At 37.0% G+C, this 24,644-nt stretch carries 16 protein-coding genes and 1 pseudogene; 16 read left to right on the top strand and 1 reads right to left on the bottom strand.

All coding sequences use genetic code 11. The features are described from left to right. The 3 genes from Q0983_RS00150 to Q0983_RS00140 all read left to right on the top strand — a co-directional run. Positions 1 to 1,177 (top strand): ROK family transcriptional regulator (locus Q0983_RS00150; RefSeq protein WP_299546887.1); only part of this gene is annotated, 1,177 nt, incomplete at its 5' end. Positions 1,178 to 1,561: 384 nt separating this feature from the next. After that, the gene (locus tag Q0983_RS00145; RefSeq protein WP_299546884.1) at positions 1,562 to 3,070 is read left to right on the top strand and encodes a sulfatase-like hydrolase/transferase; all 1,509 of its coding nucleotides are present in this window, start codon (positions 1,562 to 1,564) and stop codon (positions 3,068 to 3,070) included. 209 nt (positions 3,071 to 3,279) lie between these two features. Further along, complete coding sequence (locus tag Q0983_RS00140; protein WP_299546881.1) at positions 3,280 to 4,008, top strand: DUF2490 domain-containing protein; 729 nt, start codon at positions 3,280 to 3,282, stop codon at positions 4,006 to 4,008. Positions 4,009 to 4,175: 167 nt separating this feature from the next. Here Q0983_RS00140 and Q0983_RS00135 read toward each other — a convergent pair whose 3' ends face one another. Beyond that, positions 4,176 to 4,802, bottom strand: coding sequence for an RNA polymerase sigma-70 factor (locus Q0983_RS00135; protein ID WP_299546878.1), 627 nt, complete (start codon positions 4,800 to 4,802; stop codon positions 4,176 to 4,178). 110 nt (positions 4,803 to 4,912) lie between these two features. Here Q0983_RS00135 and Q0983_RS00130 point away from each other — a divergent pair, with 110 nt between their 5' ends. From Q0983_RS00130 to Q0983_RS00070, 13 genes and pseudogenes are all read left to right on the top strand, one after another. After that, on the top strand, positions 4,913 to 6,070 hold the full coding sequence (locus Q0983_RS00130) for a FecR family protein (RefSeq protein WP_299546875.1): 1,158 nt from the start codon (positions 4,913 to 4,915) through the stop codon (positions 6,068 to 6,070). A 196-nt stretch (positions 6,071 to 6,266) separates the two neighbouring features. Next, the gene (locus Q0983_RS00125) at positions 6,267 to 9,665 is read left to right on the top strand and encodes a TonB-dependent receptor (RefSeq protein WP_299546872.1); all 3,399 of its coding nucleotides are present in this window, start codon (positions 6,267 to 6,269) and stop codon (positions 9,663 to 9,665) included. A gap of 68 nt (positions 9,666 to 9,733) precedes the next feature. Next, positions 9,734 to 11,179 (top strand): RagB/SusD family nutrient uptake outer membrane protein, encoded by a 1,446-nt coding sequence (locus tag Q0983_RS00120; protein ID WP_299546869.1) that lies wholly within the window; start codon positions 9,734 to 9,736, stop codon positions 11,177 to 11,179. Positions 11,180 to 11,509: 330 nt separating this feature from the next. Next, a complete protein-coding gene (locus Q0983_RS00115; RefSeq protein WP_299546866.1) occupies positions 11,510 to 11,686 on the top strand; it encodes a hypothetical protein in 177 nt (58 codons plus the stop codon). Between the two features lie 295 nt (positions 11,687 to 11,981). After that, positions 11,982 to 13,466, top strand: a complete 1,485-nt coding sequence (locus Q0983_RS00110) for a sulfatase-like hydrolase/transferase (RefSeq protein ID WP_299546863.1) — start codon at positions 11,982 to 11,984, stop codon at positions 13,464 to 13,466. A 21-nt stretch (positions 13,467 to 13,487) separates the two neighbouring features. Then, positions 13,488 to 14,897, top strand: coding sequence for a sulfatase-like hydrolase/transferase (locus tag Q0983_RS00105; protein WP_299546860.1), 1,410 nt, complete (start codon positions 13,488 to 13,490; stop codon positions 14,895 to 14,897). 215 nt (positions 14,898 to 15,112) lie between these two features. Continuing rightward, a complete protein-coding gene (locus tag Q0983_RS00100) occupies positions 15,113 to 15,256 on the top strand; it encodes a hypothetical protein (RefSeq protein ID WP_299546857.1) in 144 nt (47 codons plus the stop codon). A 233-nt stretch (positions 15,257 to 15,489) separates the two neighbouring features. Continuing rightward, positions 15,490 to 15,768: pseudogene (locus Q0983_RS00095) on the top strand (transposase); the annotation flags it as partial. Between the two features lie 567 nt (positions 15,769 to 16,335). Further along, the gene (locus Q0983_RS00090) at positions 16,336 to 18,099 is read left to right on the top strand and encodes an alpha-L-fucosidase (RefSeq protein ID WP_299546854.1); all 1,764 of its coding nucleotides are present in this window, start codon (positions 16,336 to 16,338) and stop codon (positions 18,097 to 18,099) included. 164 nt (positions 18,100 to 18,263) lie between these two features. Beyond that, positions 18,264 to 18,677, top strand: a complete 414-nt coding sequence (locus Q0983_RS00085; protein ID WP_299546851.1) for a prolyl oligopeptidase family serine peptidase — start codon at positions 18,264 to 18,266, stop codon at positions 18,675 to 18,677. Between the two features lie 63 nt (positions 18,678 to 18,740). Then, positions 18,741 to 20,720, top strand: a complete 1,980-nt coding sequence (locus tag Q0983_RS00080; protein WP_299546848.1) for a sulfatase-like hydrolase/transferase — start codon at positions 18,741 to 18,743, stop codon at positions 20,718 to 20,720. Positions 20,721 to 20,865: 145 nt separating this feature from the next. Beyond that, positions 20,866 to 22,752, top strand: a complete 1,887-nt coding sequence (locus Q0983_RS00075; protein WP_299546846.1) for a glycoside hydrolase family 97 protein — start codon at positions 20,866 to 20,868, stop codon at positions 22,750 to 22,752. Positions 22,753 to 22,924: 172 nt separating this feature from the next. After that, complete coding sequence (locus tag Q0983_RS00070; RefSeq protein WP_299546844.1) at positions 22,925 to 24,124, top strand: glycoside hydrolase family protein; 1,200 nt, start codon at positions 22,925 to 22,927, stop codon at positions 24,122 to 24,124. Positions 24,125 to 24,644: the final 520 nt, after the last annotated feature.

Below are 24,644 nucleotides of genomic sequence, written 5' to 3'. Positions count from 1 at the left end.
AGAACGTCATATGAATGAGAAAAGGTCACGTACGGTCAATTCAAGTTACATAAACAGGCTCAACAAAATAAGCGTTTTGCGCCTTATCAGGGATGAGGGTCGTATTAGCCGAGCAGAAATCGCAAAAAAAACCGAGTTAAGCGCACCAACAATCACAAGAATTGCAGATGACTTAATTTCTAAGGAGAAGCTGATTTCGCTGGTTGGCGAAGGTGAATCAAAGGGAGGCAGGAGGCCAAAAATGTTAAGGTTCAATTCAAAAGAGAACTTTGTTATAGGAATAGATTTAAGGGCAACTTGTATACGCGGTGCCTTATCAAACTTAGATGGTGAGCTTATTTTAGAGCGTGAGGTTCCCACTAAGTTAGAAGATGGTTATGAAAAAATAATGGAGCAGATTGGAAGTGTTATAAACAGTCTGATATTAAGAGGAGGAGATAAGGGCGCAAAAGTGCTGGGAATTGGGCTGGCAGTAGCAGGTTCCGTAAATAGACAAACTGGTATCATAGAACGGGCCCCGGTTTTTAATTGGAAAAACGTAGATGTCGTAAGCGGACTGAAGGCATATACACCATTGCCGGTTTTTTGTGATAACGTGTCCCGCCTGATGGCTTTGGGCGAATTGTGGTACGGACTAGGGAGCGGGTACCAGGACTTTATATGTGTAAATCTGGACCATGAGATTAGTGCAGGAATGATTATAAATGGAAAACCACTTTTTGGATCCAATGGTTATGCAGGAGAGTTCGGACGGTCTATTCTTGAGCACGGGAGTAGTTCAATTGGGCTGTCTCAAATGGTGGAAGGGGAGTTAGCTAAAAGAGAAGCTTCGGCAGTGTTAAAAGAAAAGACTGGTTCTGCTTATAAAGTTGGTGGAGGGGATAAGGACAAGGTAGAGTTAAAGCTCTGCGACAAGAGTATAGATTATTTAGCGGTAGTGTTGGATACTCTAATCAAGCTTTTTAATCCGGAATGCATTATACTATCGGGAGGATTAACTAGGACAAAAGAGTTCTTGTTAGATAAACTAGAAAAGGAGGTCAGAAAGTATTCCATACCTAATCTTTCAGCAAATGTCAAGGTCATAGGATCATCGTTTGGAGAAAATGCTGCGTTGATGGGGACTTTTTCTTTAATTCTCAACAAGATATTGAATTTGGAAATTAAGGTTATTTAAGTTTTTAATCGGATTCTCAAACTATTTACTGGGAAGATCCTAAATGGTTAATTTTTTTAAATGAGATTATTAGATAAAGTACTTTTAATATGGTTGGCAAAAGTTATTATGCCTTCTTAAGAATGTGGATTTAAGTAGACGGTAAATATGTTAGCAGGAACAAAACAGAAATATAGGTTTGTCCAAATTGTTCAAGGTTTGAGATCATTGAGGGTATGACTTTGGTTGGTGGGTAATAAAAATAAAATGGGATGATCGGCAATAACAGATTCAAATGAAGTTGGGGCTTATTAAAACTTTGTAATACTAATATGCAAAATGCTTTAGAAGGAAGTTCGGGCCGAAAGGAAAAAGTAGTTTAATATAATAATGAATTAATATAAAATGAAATATTTAATTAGAAACCTTATGATCGTTTGTCTTATACTTGTTTGTTCGTGTAAGGAGAATAGAGAATTAAAAAAACCAAACATATTGTTTATTCTCGTTGATGATCAATCTCCGTTTGATTTGAAAGTTTATGATTCAACATCAGTTTTGCAAACTCCCAATATAGATGCTTTAGCGGAAGAAGGAATGGTTTTCGATGGGGCTTATCATATGGGATCATGGCAGGGGTCTGTATGTGCACCATCTAGGCATATGATAATGTCTGGTCGTTCCGTATGGCATGTACCGGATCATGAAATCATAAGTAGGAATCCGGTATCTGCAGATTCTAATAAAGTACCTCATAATTTGGCAAAATTTTCAATGCCCGCGATTTTCAACAAAGCGGGATATGAGACTATGAGGACATGTAAGGTAAATAATTCGAATGAAGCAACAAATAAATTGTTTAATATTCAAAATGATAAGACTAATAGGGGGGCGGCAGACGAAGAAGGAAGCGCTTGGCACGCCAAACAAGTTATTGATTATCTTAATGAAAGAAACAAGACAATTGAAAAAGACCCATTTCTTATTTATTTAGGCTTTTCTCATCCTCATGATCCGCGAAACGGAACGCCTGAATTATTAAAAAAGTATGGCGCTACAAATCATATTAATCCAGATAATCCTCCTGTGCCAGATAGTGACAACCCGGCTCCTCCATTACCAGTTAACTATCTTTCTGCCCACCCTTTTCATCATGGGCATCCAGCTTTAAGAGATGAGGAACGAGTTTCTGGTGTCTGGAAAAGAAGGGATGAATCAACTGTTAGAAATGAGATTGGACGGCAATATGCTTGTAGTGAAAAAATAGATATCCAGATTGGTAAGGTATTGAAGAGACTAAAGGAAATTGGAGAACTCGAGAACACCATTATATTTTATACTTCCGATCATGGGATTGCTGTTGGACGGCATGGGTTAATGGGGAAACAAAATCTTTATGAGCATAGTTGGAGAGTGCCTTTTATAGTAAAAGGTCCTGGCATTAAAAAAGGTAGGGTACTTGGAAATATCTATCTTTCAGATGTTTTGAGTACAATGTGTGATTTAGCTGGTCTCAGACCTTCAGCTACAGTTGAAGGTACTAGTTTTGTTCCGGTTCTTAAAGGGAAGGAAAAAGTAATTCGCAATGTGATGTATGGTGTCTATTGCGGAGGAACCAAGCCTGGCATCAGATCCATTCGTAAAGGTGATTGGAAATTAATCAAATATGATGTTTTAGATGGACAGGTGCAAAAAACACAACTTTTTAATCTTAAAGATAATCCATACGAATTACTAAAGGAACATAACTCTCAAGAAATTATTGCATTAACAGGTAAAGAACCAGAACAGAATCAAATAAACCTGGCAGAGAACCCTGGATTTTCAGAAAAGTTAAATGAAATGGAGAATCTTTTGTTGGAGGAAATGCAGCGTTTTGATGACCCATATAGATTTTGGAATCAAATAGATTAGGACCATTATACCATAATGTCATTATACATTTCATTGGTGTAAAATCGCAATCTTTAAATTATTTTAAAAATGCTAAAGTAATTGATATTTGATAGTTTAGTTTGATTGGGCTGCATAGCAATAAATGCCATTTTGAGAGTTAGCAATTTATAGCTGGTGGCCCTTTTTTATTTCAAAAAACAAGTCATGAAGTTAAATGGATTTTATAAGTGTGGGATTATATTATTAACTTCAATCATCGCAATTGGAAGAGTGTTTTAGCAACAATACTTTGTTGTTTATGTATAAAAATCCATTCGCAAGAGATTTATCAATTTGGCCTACTACCCAATATAAGTTTAAGTGATGAATTGGGTGAGCATTGGCGTTTAAGTTCCAGTATAGAGTCCAGACAAATCCTTAAAGAAGGTGCTTTCCATCAGCCCAAAAATTTTGGTTATCAGTATTTGCTTACTGATGTGACTACAATATTCTCAAAGAAAGTCAATAATACCAGTTCTTATGGCGGGGGCTATCTCTTAAGGTTAGAAGACCGAAGGATAATGCACCGCTTTATTCAACAGGTTTTATTTAAAACAACCTACAGGACATTTAAACTATCCCATAGATTTAGAACAGACCAAAGTTTTGAGCATTCTGATGTTCCCGAGTTTAGATTTAGATACCGCTTGTCCATGGAATTCCCATTAAACGGTAAAGTTTTAAACCTAAAAGAGTTTTATTTTAGGTTGAATAGCGAAGGTTTAAATAAATTTAAAAGCGGCTACAGCCTTGAGACTCGATTGGTGCCATTATTGGGATATACAATCTCAAAAAAACAACGCTTTGAATTTGGCTTGGATTATAGAATGGGTTCCTTATTAAGCAGAGATCAAACCAATCATAAGTTTTGGTTAAAATTTAATTATTACTGTAAGTTGGAAAAGAGAGGGAATTAATGAATGCATTTGAAAACGTGTGAGAATCTGAGTTTGGTTTATTTTTAGTATTATGACATTTTTATACAAATACCCCTGAATTGAAATGTCCATTTTTGGACTATGGAAGAGTACAGTATTAATTATATAGAATTAGAAGATTTGCTAAATATTTAGCCTAAATCGTTTTAACTGATAATAAAATCTAATCGATGAGTATATAAAATAAAAAATATAATTGCAATATGATTTTTTATGTTTTCAAAATCAGGACTAAGCTTGTGCATTTCTCCCCGTATAGTAATCATTGCTTTACGTATTTGACTTTCAACGGTGCTTTCAGAAATTTTAAGCATTTTAGCAATTTCTTTATATTTATAGTTGTTTAATTTGCTCAATATAAAAACCTCTTTACGCTTTGGAGGTAGTTGTTCTATTACCCTTTCGAGGGCTATTAACCGCCCCTCTTTAATATCCCTTTCAAAACATTCAAGTTCAATAATAGCCTCTCTATGTATACTATTTATAAACGACTGTTCCCGTACATTTTTCTTATAAAGGTTAATAAATTTATTGTGAACAGCTCTATATAAATAATTGTTCAAAGAAGTTTTTATATTTAATTTACCTCTATTAATCCATAAACCTATTAACAGATCTTGAACTATGTCCTCTGCTTGCTTATAATCAGATGAGAGAGAATAAACATACTTGCATAGTCTATCGTAATACAGTATATAAAGCTTGCTATATGCATCCCTATCTCCTTCTTTTATCGCTAAGATTATTTCCTTGTCAGATATGTCCAATTTCATTATAAATTGAGAGAAATAAATAAATTAACACAAATTAAACAAAAAAAAAGTAAAAGAGAGTCATGGTTTTTTCTATTTTAATTGTCTTAAAGTTATAACAAAGAGTAGAAATGGCTAAACAAGATATGTTTTTCTTAGTAGAAAAATACCTAAATAATAATATTTCAGAGGACGAGTTAATTACTTTAAAAAACCTTTTGAAAAATGACGAAAACGTTAAGGTTTTTAAAAACTTGGTCAGAGATGATTATCAAATAAAAACCAAAAATATTGAATTCAATGCTAAAGAATCATTGAATAATATTGAATCAAGACTTGAATTAGTAAAACATAAAAAAACAATTCAAATTCAATCTTTTTATAAATATGCCATAGCAGCGTCAGTACTATTGTTGTTTGCATTAGGATCATTACTCAATATAAAAAAGGATTCACAAGTTATAGAGCCAATATTGGTAAATGAGATTATTGAACCAGGAACAGACAAAGCAACCTTAACATTAGAAGATGGTTCTATTATAGAGTTGGCTAAAGGAGAAGCTTTCCAGACCTCAAATGCCGATAGTAACGGTGAACAAATCGTTTATGGGGCTAGGGACAGGAATACAAAAGAACTAGTATACAATTACTTAACCATACCAAGAGGAGGGCAATTTCATGTTGTATTGTCTGATGGTACACAGGTTTGGCTAAATTCAGAGTCTCAATTAAAATATCCAATAAGTTTTATAGATGGTCAAACACGTAAGGTAGAATTGGTGTATGGTGAGGCTTATTTTGATGTGTCTCCTAGTTCTGAACACAGTGGGTCTAAATTCAAAGTTTTTAATAAATCACAAGAAGTCGAAGTGTTAGGTACAGAGTTTAATATAAAGGCCTATAAAGGCGAAACAAATATTTATACCACATTGGCAGAAGGTAAAATAGCGGTAGGCTTCGATGATAAAAAGCAAAATTTAAACCCAAATCAGCAGTTTAACCTTAATGTCCTAGATAACAATTTTACAATCGCTGAAGTTGATGTAAAGAAGGAAATATCTTGGAAAAATGGAGTATTTAGTTTTATAGATATGCCATTAAAAGATATAATGAAAGTAATATCAAGATGGTACGATGTAGATATAATTTTCGAAAATGAAGAACTGGAAACAATTAAGTTTATTGGAACACTCAATAAAAGTAGGAGTATTCAAGAAGTTCTAGCCGTTATGAAATCTACCACCATAAATAATTATGAAATAAATGGTAAGACGATAATATTGAAATAATATAGTCTTGTTAATAAATCTAATAATAATAATTGAAAATACTAATTATAAAAATAATTAATGCCTATGAAGTAAAACAACAATGAACTAAATAAGAAAAGAGGATAAAGTTTTACCGCCAAAGTACAAGCTCTATCCCCTGTAGAATTATTATCAATTAATTAAAATATTAACTAACTAATAACACCACAAATTTATGAAAATTAAATTAACTAGTGCCTGTTTCATGTTTAGGAAAAGGCTTTTGATTTGCATTATGAGAACTTTTATCTTTTTATTTTGCACGACCATATTTGGATTGTCAACTAATAATGTTGTATCTCAGAATTCCAAAATTCAAGTCAATGAGGATAAGACATTAACAGTAGATGAAGTCTTCTTGTTAATTATGGATCAAACGGATTATGTTTTCTTTTATGAAAAAGGGGTTTTTGATGATTTTCCAAAAGTAAAACTTAAAAAAGGAATAATAAGTACGAACAAGTTGTTAAAGCGTAGTTTGTCAAAAAGAAATATTGAATTAACAGTAACGTCAAATAATGAGATTCTAATAAAAGAAAAATCAACTCCTATAAAAGTTGTGAAACCTCAAGAAATAGAAGTTAATGGTATAATTCAAGATTCCAACGGGCAACCTTTACCAGGGGCAAATATTCTTGAAAAAGGTACCACAAACGGTACGCAATCAGATTTTGATGGTAATTTTTCTATTACTATACAAGATAAAGATGCGGTTTTGGTGATTTCATATTTAGGGTTTTTAACAAATGAAGTTGCTTTAAATGGCCAAACATCTATAGTTGTAACATTGCAAGATGATGCATCTAAACTAGATGAAATTGTAATAGTTGGGTATGGTTCTCAAAGAAAATCTGATTTGTCAGGTTCAGTTTCTTCGGTAAAAGCTAAAGACTTAAGCAAGGTTACCGAGTCATCATTTGATAAAGCTTTACAAGGTAGGTCAGCAGGGGTACAGGTGGCTCAGGGTAATGGTTCACCAGGTGCTGCACCAATTATACGTATTAGGGGTGCGGGATCTATTAATAGCAGCAATGATCCCCTATATGTAATTGATGGTTTATTGGTGTTCCCCAATAATGAGGAAGTGAATGGAGATGGAAGTTTCAGGGTGGATAGGCTGACAGGTAGCGCCACGAATATTCTCGCTACATTAAATCCCAATGACATTGAATCAATAGAGGTTCTTAAAGATGCCTCAGCTACTGCTATTTACGGATCGCGTGGTGCAAATGGTGTTGTAGTAGTTACGACCAAAAGAGGGAAAGTAGGTAATAATAAGCTTAATGTAGACTGGTATACTTCTGTAAGGACTATATCTAAACGTTATCCTCTGCTTAATGCTGCTCAGTATGCTAGGGCAACAAACGAATATAGTGATGCAATTGGAGTAACAAGGCCTTATTCTGATGCTCAAGTTCAAGGGTTTGAAAATTCTGGAGGAACAAGTTGGCAGGATGAAGTATTTCGTAATGCTATTATCAATAATTTTCAGATTTCTGCCAGCGGGGGATCTCAGAAAGCACAATATTATATTTCTGGGAATTACTTTGGTGAGGAAGGTGTCGTGATAGATAATGGTTTGAAAAGGGCTTCATTGCGAGCCAACGTTGATATTAATGTAAATGAAAAAATGAAGATTGGTAATAGTTTTACGGCGTCATATACTGTTAATGATGCAATCCCATTTGGAGGAAGAGACCCATTCAGTGGCCCTGGTGTGATTATAAGTACGTTATCCATGCCTCCTGTGGATCCTGTCTATAACTCAGATGGAAGTTACTTTGTAATCCCCTCAAGGCCTACTGGCACAACTACGAATCCGGTGGCACTTGCTAAAGAACAAGAGTTGAACTATAAAACTTTAAGATCACTTGGAACTTTTTACTTTCAATATGAGTTTGTCGAAGGTCTTAAAGGGAAAATAAACCTTGGGTTTGATATTTCTGCACGAGAAGAAAGTGCTTATTTTCCTCAAGAGTCTACATTATTAGGAATGGAACAGCAAGGGCAGGCAAGGAGAATTAACTCGACTAACATTAATTGGTTGACAGAATATTTATTGACGTATAATAAGGTGTTTGATAACCATTCTCTTGATATTGTGGGAGGATTTAGTATGCAGGCAAACCGTTTATCACGTCTTATGGCTGGTCGAGAAAATTTCCTTACAGATTCTTTTGGAACAACTAATTTAGCGGGAGGGGCAGTTGAGATTATTCCGGAGTCTTCATTGATAGAATCTTCCTTGGTTTCAGCCTTGGGCCGGATTAACTATGTTTATAAGGATAAATATATATTTACCTTTAGTGGTCGTTATGATGGTTCTTCTCGTTTTGGGGCAAATAATAAGTATGCTTTTTTCCCTTCTGGAGCAGTAGCTTGGAAACTTGGTCAGGAGAAATTTATTAGTAATCTTGGCGTTTTTGATGATCTTAAATTGAGAGCGAGTTATGGTGTTACTGGAAATCAGGAAATTGGTTCATATAGATCCATACCAAGATATCAAACCGTAACTGAAGTCTTTGGATCAACAGCGGCTGTTGGTGTTGCACCTGCACTTGATGGTTTAGGTAATTCTGAACTTTCATGGGAGACAACGCGACAATTTAACATGGGTGTTGATGCAACCATTTTTAAAGAAAAATTGAATATTACATTAGACTATTATAGAAGAGTAACATCGGATTTATTATTTGAATTTCCTTTACCATTGGAAACAGGCTACAGTAGTATTTTAAAAAATGCTGGAAGTGTTGAAAATTCAGGTTTTGAGTTGACAATGGGATCGACTTTGGATATTGGGGAATTAGGTATTGGCTTAAATGCTAACTTTAGCTACAATAAAAATGAGGTTTTAGACCTTGGAGGTGTAGAATCGATATCCAACTTTGATTTACAGAAAGATCAAATACATGCTTTAGGTGAATCTATAGGAGCTTGGTATACCTATGACGTTCTTGGCGTCTGGCAGAGTAACGAGGCAACAGAAGCAGCTGGTTTTGGACGTGTACCTGGAGATTTTAAGTATAGAGATGTAAATGGTGATGGAGTTTATACTGCAGAGGATAGAACAATAGTTGGTCAAGAACAACCAAAATTCACATATGGTTTTAACTCTAATTTTACCTACAAAGGGTTTGGCCTGAGTTTGTTTTTGCAAGGAGCAGGAGGTCATAAAATAAATAACAAAGTGAGGTATGGAAGTGTAAACAGCTTTATTGGTGTTGCCAATGGATTTACAGAAGTTCTTGATGCCTGGACTCCTTCAAACCCCAGCAATACAGTCGCCTCCTTAACTTCTACTGACCCCTTTAGAAACCCTGCGGAAGCCACACTTAGTAATTACATTGAAAAAGCAGATTATCTACGTTTGAAAAATGTAACACTGGATTATAATTTTCCTTCAACATTTCTTAAAAAATTGAAACTTTCCTCACTGAAACTATCAGTAAGTGCTCAGAATATTTTGACTTTTACGGGTTACTCTGGATTAGATCCTGAAGTTGTAGGTAAGGATAATTTTACTTATCCGTTTACAAAATCTTATCGAATTGGACTAAATATTGGTCTGTAAGTTTTAACAAATAAAATAATAGTGTAATGAAAAATATAATAAAGAAAAGTCTAATGATAGCTGTTCTATTGCTATTAGGATCAAGTTGCGATAGTTTTTTGGAGGAAACACCAACCTCTTTTATAAGCCCTGATAATTTTTTTGCTACGGAGGCCGATGCTGAAGCTGCTGTGGTAGCTTGCTATAATAAACTTGGAGCGGGTAATAAAGGGACTCATGGGGATTGGAGAGATTGGATATTTGAATATATAAATGATGATTTTAAAAGCAGACCTGCTTCAGGAACTATTAATGTTAGTTTGTTCATTTCGATGGTTCCAGAGGAACCTATGATTTTTGAGTCTTATAGAAGTTTTACCTCAGGGCTTAATACTTTTAATTCGGCTATTGAGGGGATTGGAGCTATGGAAGATTTCAATCAGAAAGAGGCTTTGATTTCAGAAGCAAAGTTTATTAGAGCTTATATATATTTCCATTTAGTGAGGTTATGGGGTCGAGTACCTTTATATGAAAATGTGTTAACTGCTGAAGAGGCACTTAGTTTAGAAAGAGTTGATAATATAGACAAAATATATACCTTGATTGTTGAAGATTTGGAATATGCAGTTGCGAACTTACCTGAAGTTCAAACTTTAGAGGGGAGAGCTACGAAATGGGCTGCAATGTCCTTGTTGTCAAAAGTGTATCTTACTCAAGAGAATTGGACAAATGCTGCCCAACTTGCAAAGGAGGTTATTGACCAGGGACCACATAGCTTATTGGAAAATTATGGTGATGTCTTCGACGATGCTAATGAAAATAATAACGAATCTATCTTTGAAATTCAAATGCAGATTGGTGTCGAAAAAAGTAATCAGGTAGCGAATTGGCCAAGAGGTATTGGAGCTACAGGAGCAGATGACTATTTCTTAGGTCCCAACTGGGGCGGGGTATATATTGCAACGGATGACTTGCTTAATGACTTTGAGGCGGGTGATGATAGAAGAAATTACATAGCCACGAGTGTTGTCAGAAGTGATGGTACTCTCATTGAGTTTAATGCTGATGGGTTGACCCCTAATTATAGTATTAAAAGAACGCCAACAGCATACATCGAAGGCTTAGAGTCTAATAATAATTCTAGCTATAACTTCATATATCTTCGGTTGGCTGACGTATATTTAATGGCGGCAGAAGCTGAAAATGAGGTCAACGGTCCATCTGGAGCGTTGATGTATATCAATGAGGTCAGAAATAGGGCCGGATTAGCAAACTTAGAAGTAGTTAATCCATCTGCATCAGTTGATCAGTCAATATTTCGAGAAGCTGTAAGGAAAGAACGAAGAACAGAATTGTATGATGAACGCCATAGACTGTTTGATTTATTGAGATGGGGTAACCTTGTAAGCAATGTGCAAGCAGCAAGGCCAGATGTTTCTATTCAGCCACATCATGTATTATGGCCTATTCCCGTTTCTGCAATTTTAAATAATCCAGGTTTGGAAGGAGATCAAAATCCAGGTTATACAGATTAGATAAAATCTACCATTACATGAAGGAAGGGTTGTTAGAAAAAGACAATCCTTCCTAATTTTTTGAACCTAAGATTTGAACATTTCATCTTTATGAATTTAGGTAAATCAACTTGTCCAATCCTAACTATTAATAAAACTAAGAGGTTAAAAAATGAATGACGCTAATTATTTAAAAGTTTTATTTATACACAATTTACGATTGCTTTGCTACATATTATGTTTAATAACGTGTAAATCAAATACTGATAAAAGTATAGAAAAAGGGGAGTACAGAAGCCAAATGTTGTTTTTATTTATACTGATGATCAAACCTACGAATCAATAAATGCTTTGGGTAATAGTGAGTTGTTTACACCCAATCTAGATCGATTAGTAAACTCAGGAACTACCTTTACGCACGTATACAATTTAGGGGGCCGGAGCGGTGCTGTATGTGTTGCCTCCAGATCTATGATGATTTCAGGTTCGTTTATATGGAACGCTAAGGAAAAGGATAGTATGGGCTAAATAAGACTCTACTGCTTTAACTCAAACTTGGAGTAGGATATTGGCCAATAATAGATTATCAATGAATGATAAAGAAAAATAGATATAAGATTTTCGTATACCCGAAGATTAACAAACAAAGTGTTATTGTTTGATATGATAAATGATCCCGAAGAGATGAATGACATCTCTAAGAATCCCGAACAAATCCAACGCATAAAATCACTATTCGCAGATTTATTACAATTACAAAAAGAATTAGACGATCCTCTAAATTTAAGAAGATTATACGAGTCATTATAAAAAATAATAAAGAATGAATCATTTATTGTTTAGAGTTAGGTACAAAACAAAGTATAGAATAGCAAAACTCTTTTTTCCATTATTTTTATCGTTTCTGTTTTTATCGAGTTGCAATAAGAAAAAAAAAGAGTTAAAAGTTTCTAATGTAACAACGGAGTTTGTTGAAAGTAGATCCAATATTATTTTTATAATGGCAGATGATTTGGGTTGGGGCGATGTAGGTTTCAATGGTAATAAAACTATTAAAACGCCCAATTTGGATCAAATGGCACAAAATGGTTTGCAATTAAATCGTTTTTATGCTTCATCTCCTGTTTGCTCACCCACACGAGGCAGTTGCCTTACAGGAAGACATCCCTACCGTTATGGTGTTTATTTTGCTATGCAGGGCCATGCCAAACCAGAAGAGGTATTGATTCCAGAAGTATTGAAGGAACATGGGTATGCAACGGGACATTTTGGAAAATGGCATTTGGGAACACTTACCAAGGAAGACCAGAACCGCTGGGGTGGATGGGCAGCAGATCCCAAAGGAAACTTTTCGCCACCTTGGAAAAATGGCTATGACACCTGTTTTGTTACAGAGTCTAAAGTACCTACCTGGAACCCTATGGTTGCTCCTAAAGGCTCCAAAAAGCCATTGGAAGGAGAGCCTTTTGGAAATGATTATTGGATAGGTCCAGAACAAAAAGCCACAACTAACCTTGATGGGGACGACTCTAGGGTAATCATGGACAGGGTGCTACCCTTTATAGAAAATGCCGTTAATAATGATAAACCTTTCTTTAGTGCCGTTTGGTTTCACACACCTCATGCGCCGGTGGTTGCTGGTCCCGAATACCGCGCCATGTACAGTGATTATTCAGAAGGGGAACAGCACTATTATGGATGCATTACAGCCATGGACGAGCAGATAGGGCGATTACGCAATAAATTAAAAGAATTGGGAGTAGACAAGAATACAATGATTTGGTTTTGCTCAGATAATGGTCCCGAAGGGAGAGAATTGAAAGGGACAACTAGAGGTCTGGCTGGTCCGTTCAGAGGAAGAAAAAGAGATCTTCTAGAAGGAGGCGTTAGAGTGCCCGCCGTTTTAGTATGGCCAGAAAAGATAAAGAACCATGCTAAAACTGATATACCAATGGTAACTTCAGATTATTTCCCAACAGTTATGGATATGTTAGGAATACATAAAGATACTTTTGAAAACCCTGTGGATGGTATTAGTCTATTGCCAATAATCAATGGCGAACAGACCACCAGAAATATGCCCATTGGGTTTAAAAGCAAAAAACAACGTGCGTGGATGACCGAGGAGTACAAAATCTATTCTAATGATAAAGGGGAGACGTTTTCACTATATCATCTACCAACAGATTTGCATGAAGACCAAGATCTCGCTGCTAAATATCCTGAAAAGATAGCTGTAATGAAAACAGCGTTGGAAGCTTGGGAAGCTTCCTGTGAGGCCAGTGACCAAGGAGGAGATTATAAATAAGAACATAACAAAAACAAACTCATGAGACTAATAACAGTACTATTGTTTTCTTTGCTCTTTGTAGCTTGTAAAACCGGAAAAGAATCAGACACGGTAGAAAGTAAAAAGCCAAATATCCTTTTCATCTTTGCAGATGATCAGTGTTTTGAAACCATTAATGCACTTGGAAACACAGAAATAGAGACCCCTGCACTAGATAGGTTGGTAAATTCTGGAACCACCTTTACTCATGCCTATAATATGGGCGCTTGGGGAGGTGCCGTGTGTGTGGCAAGTCGTGCCATGCTTTTGTCTGGTCAGAGAGTTTGGGACGCAAAGAGCTACCCATGGAAAACAGAAGAAGGTATTAAAAACACCTGGCCGCAGCGTTTAAAAGGTGAGGGATACAAAACTTACTTTACTGGAAAGTGGCATGTTAGTGCCAATTTAGAAGACTGCTTTGATGTAGTGGGAACTCGAAGAGGAGGTATGCCCAACCAAACTAAGTTAAGGTATGACAGAACATTTGAAGGAGAAGAAACCTGGCAACCTTGGGACAAAAACAATGAAGGTTTTTGGAAAGGTGGAAAACACTGGAGTGAAATCATAGCCGATGAAACATTGGATTTTATCAGTGATGCAAAGCAACAAGACAATCCGTTTTTTATGTATGTAGCCTTCAATGCAGCCCATGACCCGCGTCAATCCCCTAAAGAATATGTGGATAAATACCCAATGGAAAACATTTCCCTGCCCAAATCCTTTCAGCCAGAATATCCGTATCGAGGCGATATTGATTTGGCTTCAAATATAGGAACACCCAAAGAATCTATATTAAGGGATGAGAAACTGGCACCACACCCAAGAACACCTTACGCGGTAAAAAAGAACATTCAGGAGTATTACGCTATTATAACCCATATGGACCATCAAATACAACGTATATTTGATGCACTAGATGCTTCAGGACAGGCAGAAAACACCTATATTGTATTTACCGCAGATCACGGTTTGGCCGTGGGTAAACATGGTCTTTTAGGAAAGCAGAACATGTATGACCATAGTATGCGGGTGCCTTTTATTATTTCTGGACCTACCATGCCTAAAGGCAAAATAATAGATTCAGATATTTATTTACAGGATGTAGTACCTACCACATTAGATTTGGCAAAAGCAAAAAACAAAGAGGGTATATATTTTAAATCTGTTTTACCCATTATTGATGAAGAGCGCAATACGTCATATGATTACATTACAGGTATCTATCGTGCTTCGCAACGCATGGTACGTAAAGACGGCTGGAAACTCATCCATTACCCAAAAATAGATACCTACAGAATGTACCATGTAGCCAATGATCCGGATGAATTAGTTGATTTGGCCAATAATAAAGAACACGAAAACATAAAAAAAGCCTTAGCTCAACTGATCAAAGAAATGCCTTCTTTTTAAGCATGGGATTATAAAGTATGATTTGAAAATAATAGCCTTAAGATTTTATGGTAATACACAGTAAAAAAAGCTCTTACATGTATCAAAAATATGCGTAACAGGTATGACTGACAAAAGAAGTCCCTTTAGCGAAGCCGAATACGGCAATCACTATCCATGAACCATGACCGTCTTTGGGAACTTCAATAGTCTATACTGGCTTTGAATATTCAGCAATGGATCAGTTTATGGCTTTTAATAATAAAAATGGGCACTGGTTTTGGTCAAACGGTTATCAATATGGAACGGTAACCATTAAAGAAGAAAACGGAAAGAAAGTAGCATCCCTCATGGTATTGGATGGTGGAACCTTAATTTAAAATCCTTTAAGTTAAAAAGAGCTGGGGAGGAGAAATTTAAAAAGGCCAAAACCATAAAAGAAGGCGAGACAGTAAAGTTTGAGGTGAAGTAAATTCATGTTAAAGTTATAGGAATTGAAACGAGAAATTATTTGAAAGGTATTAAAATCTGTCATTCTAAGCATGTTTCAGAATTTTAGACCATTGATTTTTAAAGCATATTAGAATCTAAAACTAGACAAAATGCTGAAAAACAACTCAACTTATTTGAAACTTACAATATTAAGTTAGATGCTTCCATGAGAGTAAATCAGCATTATTACAAGAAACAACCTTATATTTTTAGAAAATCCAGAAAACGTATTGAAACGTTATTCTCGCAATTATGCGACCAATTTATGATCCGCAGAAATTATGCTAAATCATTCGATGGATTTAAAACTAGAATCTTTAGCAAAATAACTGCACTCACTGTAGTTCAATTCATAAATAAATTTGTGCATACTAGAAATATAAATAACCTTAAAATTTAGCCTAAATGCACTACGGGTTGTTTAATGAAGTTTTTTCGGTTAACGTCTATTAAGCCATTATATCAGTTAAGATGTTTTGAACTAGGTCTCGCGCTTGCATATAATTGGATGAACTCGAATATAATCATATAGTTAATATAATATAATATCGTATAAAGCTTTCTGCATGCATCCATTATTCCCTTCTTTTATTGCGTCCATTATGTTTTTGTCATATATACCTAATTTTATTATAAATGGAGAGAATTATATGTTCTAACACTAACTAAAAAAATGAAAAGAGAGTCATGGTTTTTTCAATTCTAGTTGTCTTTACATTGTTAAAAGACTTGAAAATGGTTAAGAGAGGTTATGTTTTAAAATTTAACCATTTACTAGAAAGCATAGTTTGATTTTGTTTGTTACGTTATTGTGACACATTTTTTATATAAACCCCTTATTAAAATTAAGATGAGAATTGTAAATGTATTATTGTCAGTGATTTTTTCATGTTTTTCAAGTAGCGAGTTTTTTGATAAAATAAAATCGAATAGAATAATTACAAATAAGCTTAAAGTAGCGTTGCTGATGGCGATATCATTATTGTCGGGATGCGTTTTGAAAAAATCTGCTTACACATATGAAGAACATAATATTGGTGAAGCTAAGGGCGAAGCCTTGATTATTAACGAGTTAGGTATTGCTGAAGGCCCTTTTCGTCCTACGTTTAAATCCTTAGAAAAGTTTGAATGTCCAGAATGGTTCCGAGATGCAAAATTTGGATTATGGGCGCATTGGGGGGCTCAATCCATGACCGTAGCAGGAGATTGGATGGCACAAGGAATGTATGCATGGGAGGAAGATAAGGAAAATAACATTCCGGAATCTAAATTCCTGGCCCCCAATGGCAGGTATATTGATCTAACCAGCGAAAAATATGGTCACCCAAGTCAAGTGGGCTATACAAAAATCATTGACATGTGGAAGGCGGAGAAATTCACGCAAAAATATGCCAATGAATTGCTAATGTTGTATAAGAAGGCAGGGGCTAAGTATTTTATGGCATTAGCAAACCATCATGATAATTTTGATAACTGGGATTCCAAACACCATAGATGGAATTCGATAAATAAAGGGCCCAAAAAAAACATTGTTGGTATATGGCAAAAGGCTTCTGAAAATGCAGGGTTGAAATTTGGACTTACCTCACACTTATGGCGTAGCTTTGATATACGGGGAAGGCCGGATGGCGACTCCAAGTGGGATGATGTTTGGACAAGTTATGCCCCGCAATGGGAAGATGCTATACGGAGAATCCGAAGAAATGGAGAAACATGGCCGGGCACGGACTCCTGGTTTGGAATTGCTCACCAGTCGGATCCCCGTCCAGGGCCATTTCAAGGAATGCCCTATGATGGAGCAGATCCAAAGAACTTCGATCTGTTTCATGATTATGACAATCCTGAAGAATATAATTGGCCAAAACGTTGGTACAACCGTACGATTGACGTTATAGGGCAACACCGTCCTGATTTGTTTTATTTAGATCATCAAGGGTTTATGTTTTGGGAACAGGAAATTGGGAGAAAGGTGTTTGCGCATTTCTTCAATCAGGGATTACAAAAATACGATGGCAAACAGGAGGTTGTATTGCAGCTAAAAGCACATTTCGATCCAAAAAAAGATATGAAGGGTATGGCTATACTAGATGAAGAAGCATCAGTGCTCAATCAAATTTTACCAGAACCGTGGCAGACTGATATTTCACTTGGCGCCTGGTGGTGGTCTGGTGAGGATTCTGGGAGAAATTCCAATTGGGTAATTGATATTTTGATTGATATTGTCAGTAAAAATGGTAACCTGCTTTTAAATATACCCAATCATCCAGACGGACACATTTCACAAAAATCAGTGGAAACTCTAATAAATGTTGGAAATTGGATGGAAGTAAATGGCGAGGGTATCTACGCTACAAGGCCTTGGAAGGTATTTGGTGAAGGCCCCATGTATGACGCAGTAGTTTCAGGAAAGCCTACAATGGTAAAACAAGCTGATGAAATGGGCAATGTTTTGAGGTATACTAAACGTAAAATGGGAGCAAAGGACATTCGCTTCACACAAAGTAAGGATGGTAAAACTATTTATGCATTTTTAATGAGCTGGCCAGGAAATGGTGAAAAGGTCTCTATTTCTTCTCTTAAAAAGCATTTATCTTTAGAAGCTTTAAAATCTGTAGAATTGCTAGGTGTTGGTCAGTTGGCATGGAAGAAATCGAACGGGAATATCATCATTGAATTGCCTGATCAAGCACCTTTTAAAGAAGCAGTCTGCTTGAAAATTGAATGTAGATAGTGTCATATAAAATTTGAATAACTTAGTTGAAAAATGTTGAAAACAGCAATTAAGGGATGAAGAAAACTTTAAAATTAGGAGTAATAAATACACCATGATAGTAGTTAGAATGGTCCTGTTTTTTTGTGTTTAGGAAAAAAACAAAAAGAACAAAAGTTGGGCACTTGCCCAACATTATTTATATCCTTGCAGATGATTTATCAGTGAGATGCGTACCAAACGCCTTAGTGCTTTTTAATCCCGTCATTGATAATGGCCCCGGAGGGTATGGGTATGAAAGAATAGGTGATGAGTACCCGAAGTTTTCTCCTGTTCATAACCTGAATATGGAAGCACCACCGACTATCTTTTTTCTTGGGACCGAAGATGATTTAGTTCCTGTAGAGACAGCTATGTACTACCAAAAAGTTATGGAAAATATGGACCGCAGGTGTGAACTTAACCTATACAAAGGAAAGGGGCATGGTTTTTTTAATTACAGAAATTTTTCTTTATATAAAAAAACCATGTATCAAACAGATAAATTCATGCAGTCGCTTGGATATTTAACGGATGAGCCCATTATAAAGATTGAATGATAAACCAAGCGAATATGTCTTAATACCACTATTAATATGATGAAGTTGACTTATAAATCGGCGATGAAAATTATAACAATTGTTCTACTAGCCCTGATGCTTGTAGCATTTAAACAAAAAGATTTACCAAATGTGTTGATTATTGGAGATTCGATATCCATAGGGTACACACCTTTTGTAAAAGCGGCTCTTAAAGAAAAGGCCAACGTAAGCCATAACCTTGGGAATGCTAAACACACAGGCAATGGTTTGGAAAAATTGGATGATTGGCTGGGAGAAACAAAATGGGATGTCATTCATTTCAATTGGGGATTATGGGATTTGTGTTACAGGAATCCCGATTCTCAGGTACAAGGAGGTAGGGACAAAAAAAACGGAATACTGACATTTACAATAGAGCAATATAAAAGGAATCTGGAAAAATTGGTTAGTAGACTCAAACTGACGGGCGCCCAACTTATTTTTGCCACTACCACTCACGTGCCGGATGGTGAAGCTGGACGTATTGCAAATGATGACAAACGTTATAATAAAGTGGCGATAGAAATAATGAAAAGGCATGGGGTCAAAATAAATCATTTGAATGAACTGTCAGAGGGAATTCATGGCGAATATGCCATTGGTAATGGGGACGTGCATTACACACCTGAAGGCTATAAATTGTTGGCAAACCCAGTCACCAATATGATAGTTCAATGTCTTCAGTCAGAATCTAAAAAAGACAAAAAAAAGCCTAATATCGTTTTTATACTGGCGGACGACTTGGGTTATTCAGATGTTGGCTATATGAGCCAAAAAATCAGAATTAATACGCCCAATATTAATCAACTAGCAAGCAATGGTATGATTTTTACGAATGCCTATGCTGCGTCACCTGTATGTTCACCAACCAGAGCAAGTATCCTAACCGGTAAATATCCATCAACCTTGAATTTAACCTGTCATATCCCAGGTATGGGTATGGAACAGTATGTGACAAAACAGAGTAAAGGAAAAAAGCTGATGGAAGCGTCCTTCATCGACCGATTACCATTAGAGGAGTTAACCTTTGCTGAAGTGCTAAAAGAACATGGGTACAGCACGGCATTTATGGGTAAATGGCATTTGGCTGGTGAAGGATCTGCAAAGACAGATGATGGGATTGTAGATCCACGTTTTCATCCCGAAAAACAAGGGTTTGATATCAATATCGCTGGATGTGCCTATGGCCAACCCGCAAATTATTTTTCTCCATATAAAAACGGAACCATCATCGATGGCCCTGAACAGGAATATCTGACAGATAGATTGGCCATGGAGGCGTGTCAATTTATAGAACAAAATAAAGAACGTCCATTTTTGCTTTACCTATCTACATATACCGTGCATACCCCTTTGCAGGCACCAGAACAAACAATTAACAAAAATAAGGGGAATAAATACTTTGCTATGATAGAAAAACTCGACGAAAATGTGGGTAAAGTATTGACAAAGATTAAAGCTTTGGACTTAGATAATAATACGCTGGTAATATTTTATTCAGACAATGGAGGGGTTTACGGAAACTCTCCACTGCGTGCCAATAAGGGCTCTTTATTTGAGGGTGGTATTCGCGTACCCTTACTATTCAGTCTTCCTGGAAAGATATTACCGGGCACCAGAAATGATGTAGCTGTCACAAGTCCTGATTTGTTCCCGACTCTTCTGGAAGCAGTAGGGATTTCACATGGAAGATATAAAGACCTTGAAGGAGTGAGTTTGTGGCCCCTACTTACCCAAAAACAAAAGAATATTGATAGAGCTATCTATTGGCATTTTCCGCACCATCGAGAGATGGAGAAATCCATGGGTGCAGCTATTCGTATAGGAGATTGGAAATTGATCTGGGAATTTGAAAGTGAAGAACTGAGTCTGTTTAACTTAAAAGAAGATATAAGTGAAGCTGTGAATTTGAAGGATAAACATCCAAATAAAGTAAAAAATATGTATTCGAAGTTAAAGAAGTGGCAACAAGAAACTCAGGTAGAAATGCCAAATCCTAATCCAGAATATGAAAATGAATAATCGAAGTCAATTGTTTCCAATCTTAATTTTCAGAAAGCTTTAAAAAGGAATATTTATCTATGTGTTGAGGCTATTTTTCATTGGCTTGGTAGTCTATAATGGTAGCTTTAAAGGCAGGGTAAAGCATAATAAATAGATTTAATATATGAATATAAGAAAATTAGTACGTATTTTGTTTTTAATGGCCTCTGTAATAATCCAGGGATGTATCGAAAAACCGGATAGTGCCATTTTCTTAAATTCACCCGACGGTAAGGTTTCATTGGAACTCAATTCGGAAAGTGGTGCACTTAAATATAGGCTTTCATGGCAGGGTGAATTAATGTTGGACAGTTCGGTGTTGTCATTACTGCCTGATCACCAGTTCACTGTTAAGAGCATATCTACCCGTAGTGTAAATGAAACCTGGAAGCCCGTTTGGGGACAATTCAGTTCTATTAAAGATCAATACAATGAGACAATTGTTACTTTGGATTTTAAAGGGGGTGAAGCAAGACTTTTATGCAGAGCCTATAACAATGGAGTTGCGTTTCGATTCGAAACAGGTGGACACCAAACCACAAATAAGGCGATCTACCGATGTGATTTTAACCTTCCATCTGATAGCGAAATATATTATCCATCCGGGGAGAAAGAACCAATCGGGCCTATAGCTATTGGAGATGTAACTGAAAAAGTCAAACTGCCTGTAGTGGTAGAACACAGCTCGGGCAAACATATGTCATTGTTAGAATCTGACCTCTATAGCGCTCCGGGTTTTAAGGTGATGGATTTTCAGATAAATCAGGATTTATTATACTCTTCAAATCAGGTAGAAACTGCAACCGGACAAATTGTAACTCCCTGGCGAGTGGTTCTTTTGGAGGAAAATATTGGAGAGTTGGTTACAAACACTGTTCCTCTGAACCTTGCCGCTCCCAACCAACTCGAAGATGTGTCCTGGATAAAACCTGGTAAGACTTTGTGGGATTGGCGGGTACATGGTTATGTGGCTCCTGATGGATTCAAATATGGAATTAACACCGAAAGCTATCTGCGTTTTATTGATTTTGCTGCAGAAAATGGGATTGAATATTTTTTGATCGATGATGCTTGGTATACTCAGGTGAGTGAGGGGAAAATCACCCATTCCGATAAATTGGATTTACCAAAAGTGAACCAATATGCAAAACAGAAGGGCGTAGATTTGATTTTGTACTATGATAGGAGACATGGATCTTACGGTGATAAAGCCCTGTTTGATCACTATCAAGACTTAGGAATGAAGGGAATCAAGTATGGTTTTATGAATGATAATGTGCCCTTTACACGAAGTGCGATTGAACTGAGTGCCAAAAGTAAACTCCTGATTGATTTTCATGATGGCCCGGTTCCTTTTACTGGAATAAGTCGCACACTGCCCAATGCCATTACCAGAGAGTACTGTCATGCCCAACAAGACTCACGTAGGGCTTTCACACCAGAGACATTTATTAAAATGGCACTTATAAACGCTGTTCAAGGCCCATTGGATATGAACAATGGCAATTTTGACATCACGGGAATTGATGCTGGAAAAAGACGAAAAGGGCCGAAGGAAGTTAATACGTATCTTTCAACAGTGGCAGCAGAGGCGGCTCGTACTCTAATTATACATAGTGGTTTGGTTTGCTTACCTGATGCGCCAGAAGCTTATGAAGCGAAATCGGATTTATTTGAATTCATTCAAAAACAACCCGTTGGTAAATGGGATGAGAGCATAGTTTTGCACGGGAAAATTGGAGAATACATATCGACAGCACGACGTCAGGGTGAGCAGTGGTTTATTGGAAGCGTAGCTAGTCAAGTAGGAGCAACCTTGGATATCCAGCTAGACTTTTTGAAGCCTGGAAAGGAATATAAGGTTACCTATTATGAGGATGCAGAGAAAACTCATTGCGATACGAATCCTGAAGCGTATAGAATTAGAAAAGGGATATTAAAAAAAGGAGAAATTATTAAAGCAGTAATGGCCCCTGGGGGAGGACATTGTATGTGGGTAAGACCGAAATGAATTAGCAATTAGTATTTTTAATAAAAGTTACTTTAAAATAATTTTAATAGAAAAACCTTTTCTTTTTAGTCACCTTGTTCACGCTGTTAAGCTCATATTCAGAAGAAGGAACTTATCTAATGATAGAACGAGGCTAATCCATAGTTAAAAGTCTAAAATGTAAAAAATAATCTTGGAAAATTTTATGCTGAATGTAAATACTAATAATTATGAATTGTTCGCGAGGCAGAGTTACATTGCCAAATATATAGTAACGGTCATACTCACGTTGTTGGTGAGAACCACGTGCAGAGCCCAGGGTAATCCTTCCGTTTTAGAGTCTGAGATATCAGTGGAAGAAACAATATCAATAGATACAGCAAAGAGTCAGCGGTATAAATTCCAACCACTTCCAAGAATCGTAAAGGAGCAGTTCTTTAAAAAGGAATTGGGTTCGCACGTTTTGGTAGATCCTGGTTATAGGGTCTGGGGCCTCTCCGTGATACCCTGGGATGATGGCAGCTACCATGCCTACTATGCGAGGTGGCCGGAAAGCCTGGGCCATGGGGCGTGGCTTAGCCATTGTGAGATAGCCCATGCGGAGTCGGACAGGCCTGAAGGCCCGTTCGTGTTCAAGAACGTGGTTTTGGGGCATCACAACCCCGGGGGCTGGGACGTGAGCAATGCGCACAACCCCAATGTATGTATCTCCAACTGGACCATCAACCTGTACTATATATCGAACGATCTAAATGGGAAGTTCGAAAAGGAGAATGACAATAACTACCCTAGCATCGATTGGTTCGGCAAGAACTGGAACCTGGTGCGCAACACCCAGCGAATAGGCGTTGCGAGGGCCACCTCCCCTGAAGGCCCCTTTATCAGGTCCAAGAGACCAGTCGTAGAGCCGCACGGGGCATTTAAGAACATAGCGGTGAACCCTGCGGTGGCCTATGTGAATGGCACCTATGTGATGATCATGAAGGGCGATGATGTAAAGGTAAAGGACTGGCACCGGATACAGCTGGTAGGCCATGCCACCAATGCAGAAGGGCCGTTCACGTTCAACGAGGAGCCGGTATACGATAAGGCACAGACCGAAGACGCCGGAATCTGGTACGATAAGCGAACAGAAGACTATTACATGGCCTGCCATGTGATGAACAGTCCAGATCTAGCGCTGTTCACATCCAAGAACGGCCATCAATGGCGGCAGGCGGATAACCCGCTGTTCAAGAAAAAAGAAATAGAGCTTGAAGATGGCAGTATTTGGAAGCCAGATCGGGTAGAGCGCCCCTTCATCCTAACGGATGCAGCGGGCAAACCTATTATGCTTTACGTTGCCATAGCGGACAAGGGCGTAACCGGCAATATAGCCATCCCGTTTGAATAGATCAAGACACGCCAAAATGAGAAGGAGCACAAAAGAAAACATACCATTATTGATAGTGTATCGATAATCTCAATAACAAAAATGGGATCCTGTAAGCCGCAGCCCAAAAAACAAAATACAATGTACTGTTCATACCGGTAGACGATCTGGGCTATCATAACCGGCAAATTTCCGGCCCGCCATGGTATCACCGATTATATAGGGAGGGTTGTACAGTGGCGGTTACTTCTCGCCGTTCAACAACCCCGATATGGAGGACTATTCCGAAGAAAGGGGATGCCATTATCCATGAAATTAGCAAAGGAAACGATCTCGTTTATAGAAGTTGTATAGTTCCCAGTAAAACCAAAGGAAAGCTTTCCTTTTTTCTCCCGATTGCCATCGGGTGTAAGAAAATTGATTTTTTTGTTTTTAGGTATGTTTTAAATTTCTATGAGGTGTGCCCTTAGGTAAATCAAAATTCTTCTTGGAGCCACTAAAAGTAATTTCAAAGATTAATTATTAGGAGCAAAAGAAGTCA

The organism is Seonamhaeicola sp. (genome assembly GCF_028281565.1).
Classification (GTDB): domain Bacteria; phylum Bacteroidota; class Bacteroidia; order Flavobacteriales; family Flavobacteriaceae; genus Seonamhaeicola.
This window is presented reverse-complemented; position numbering and strand designations above follow the sequence as displayed.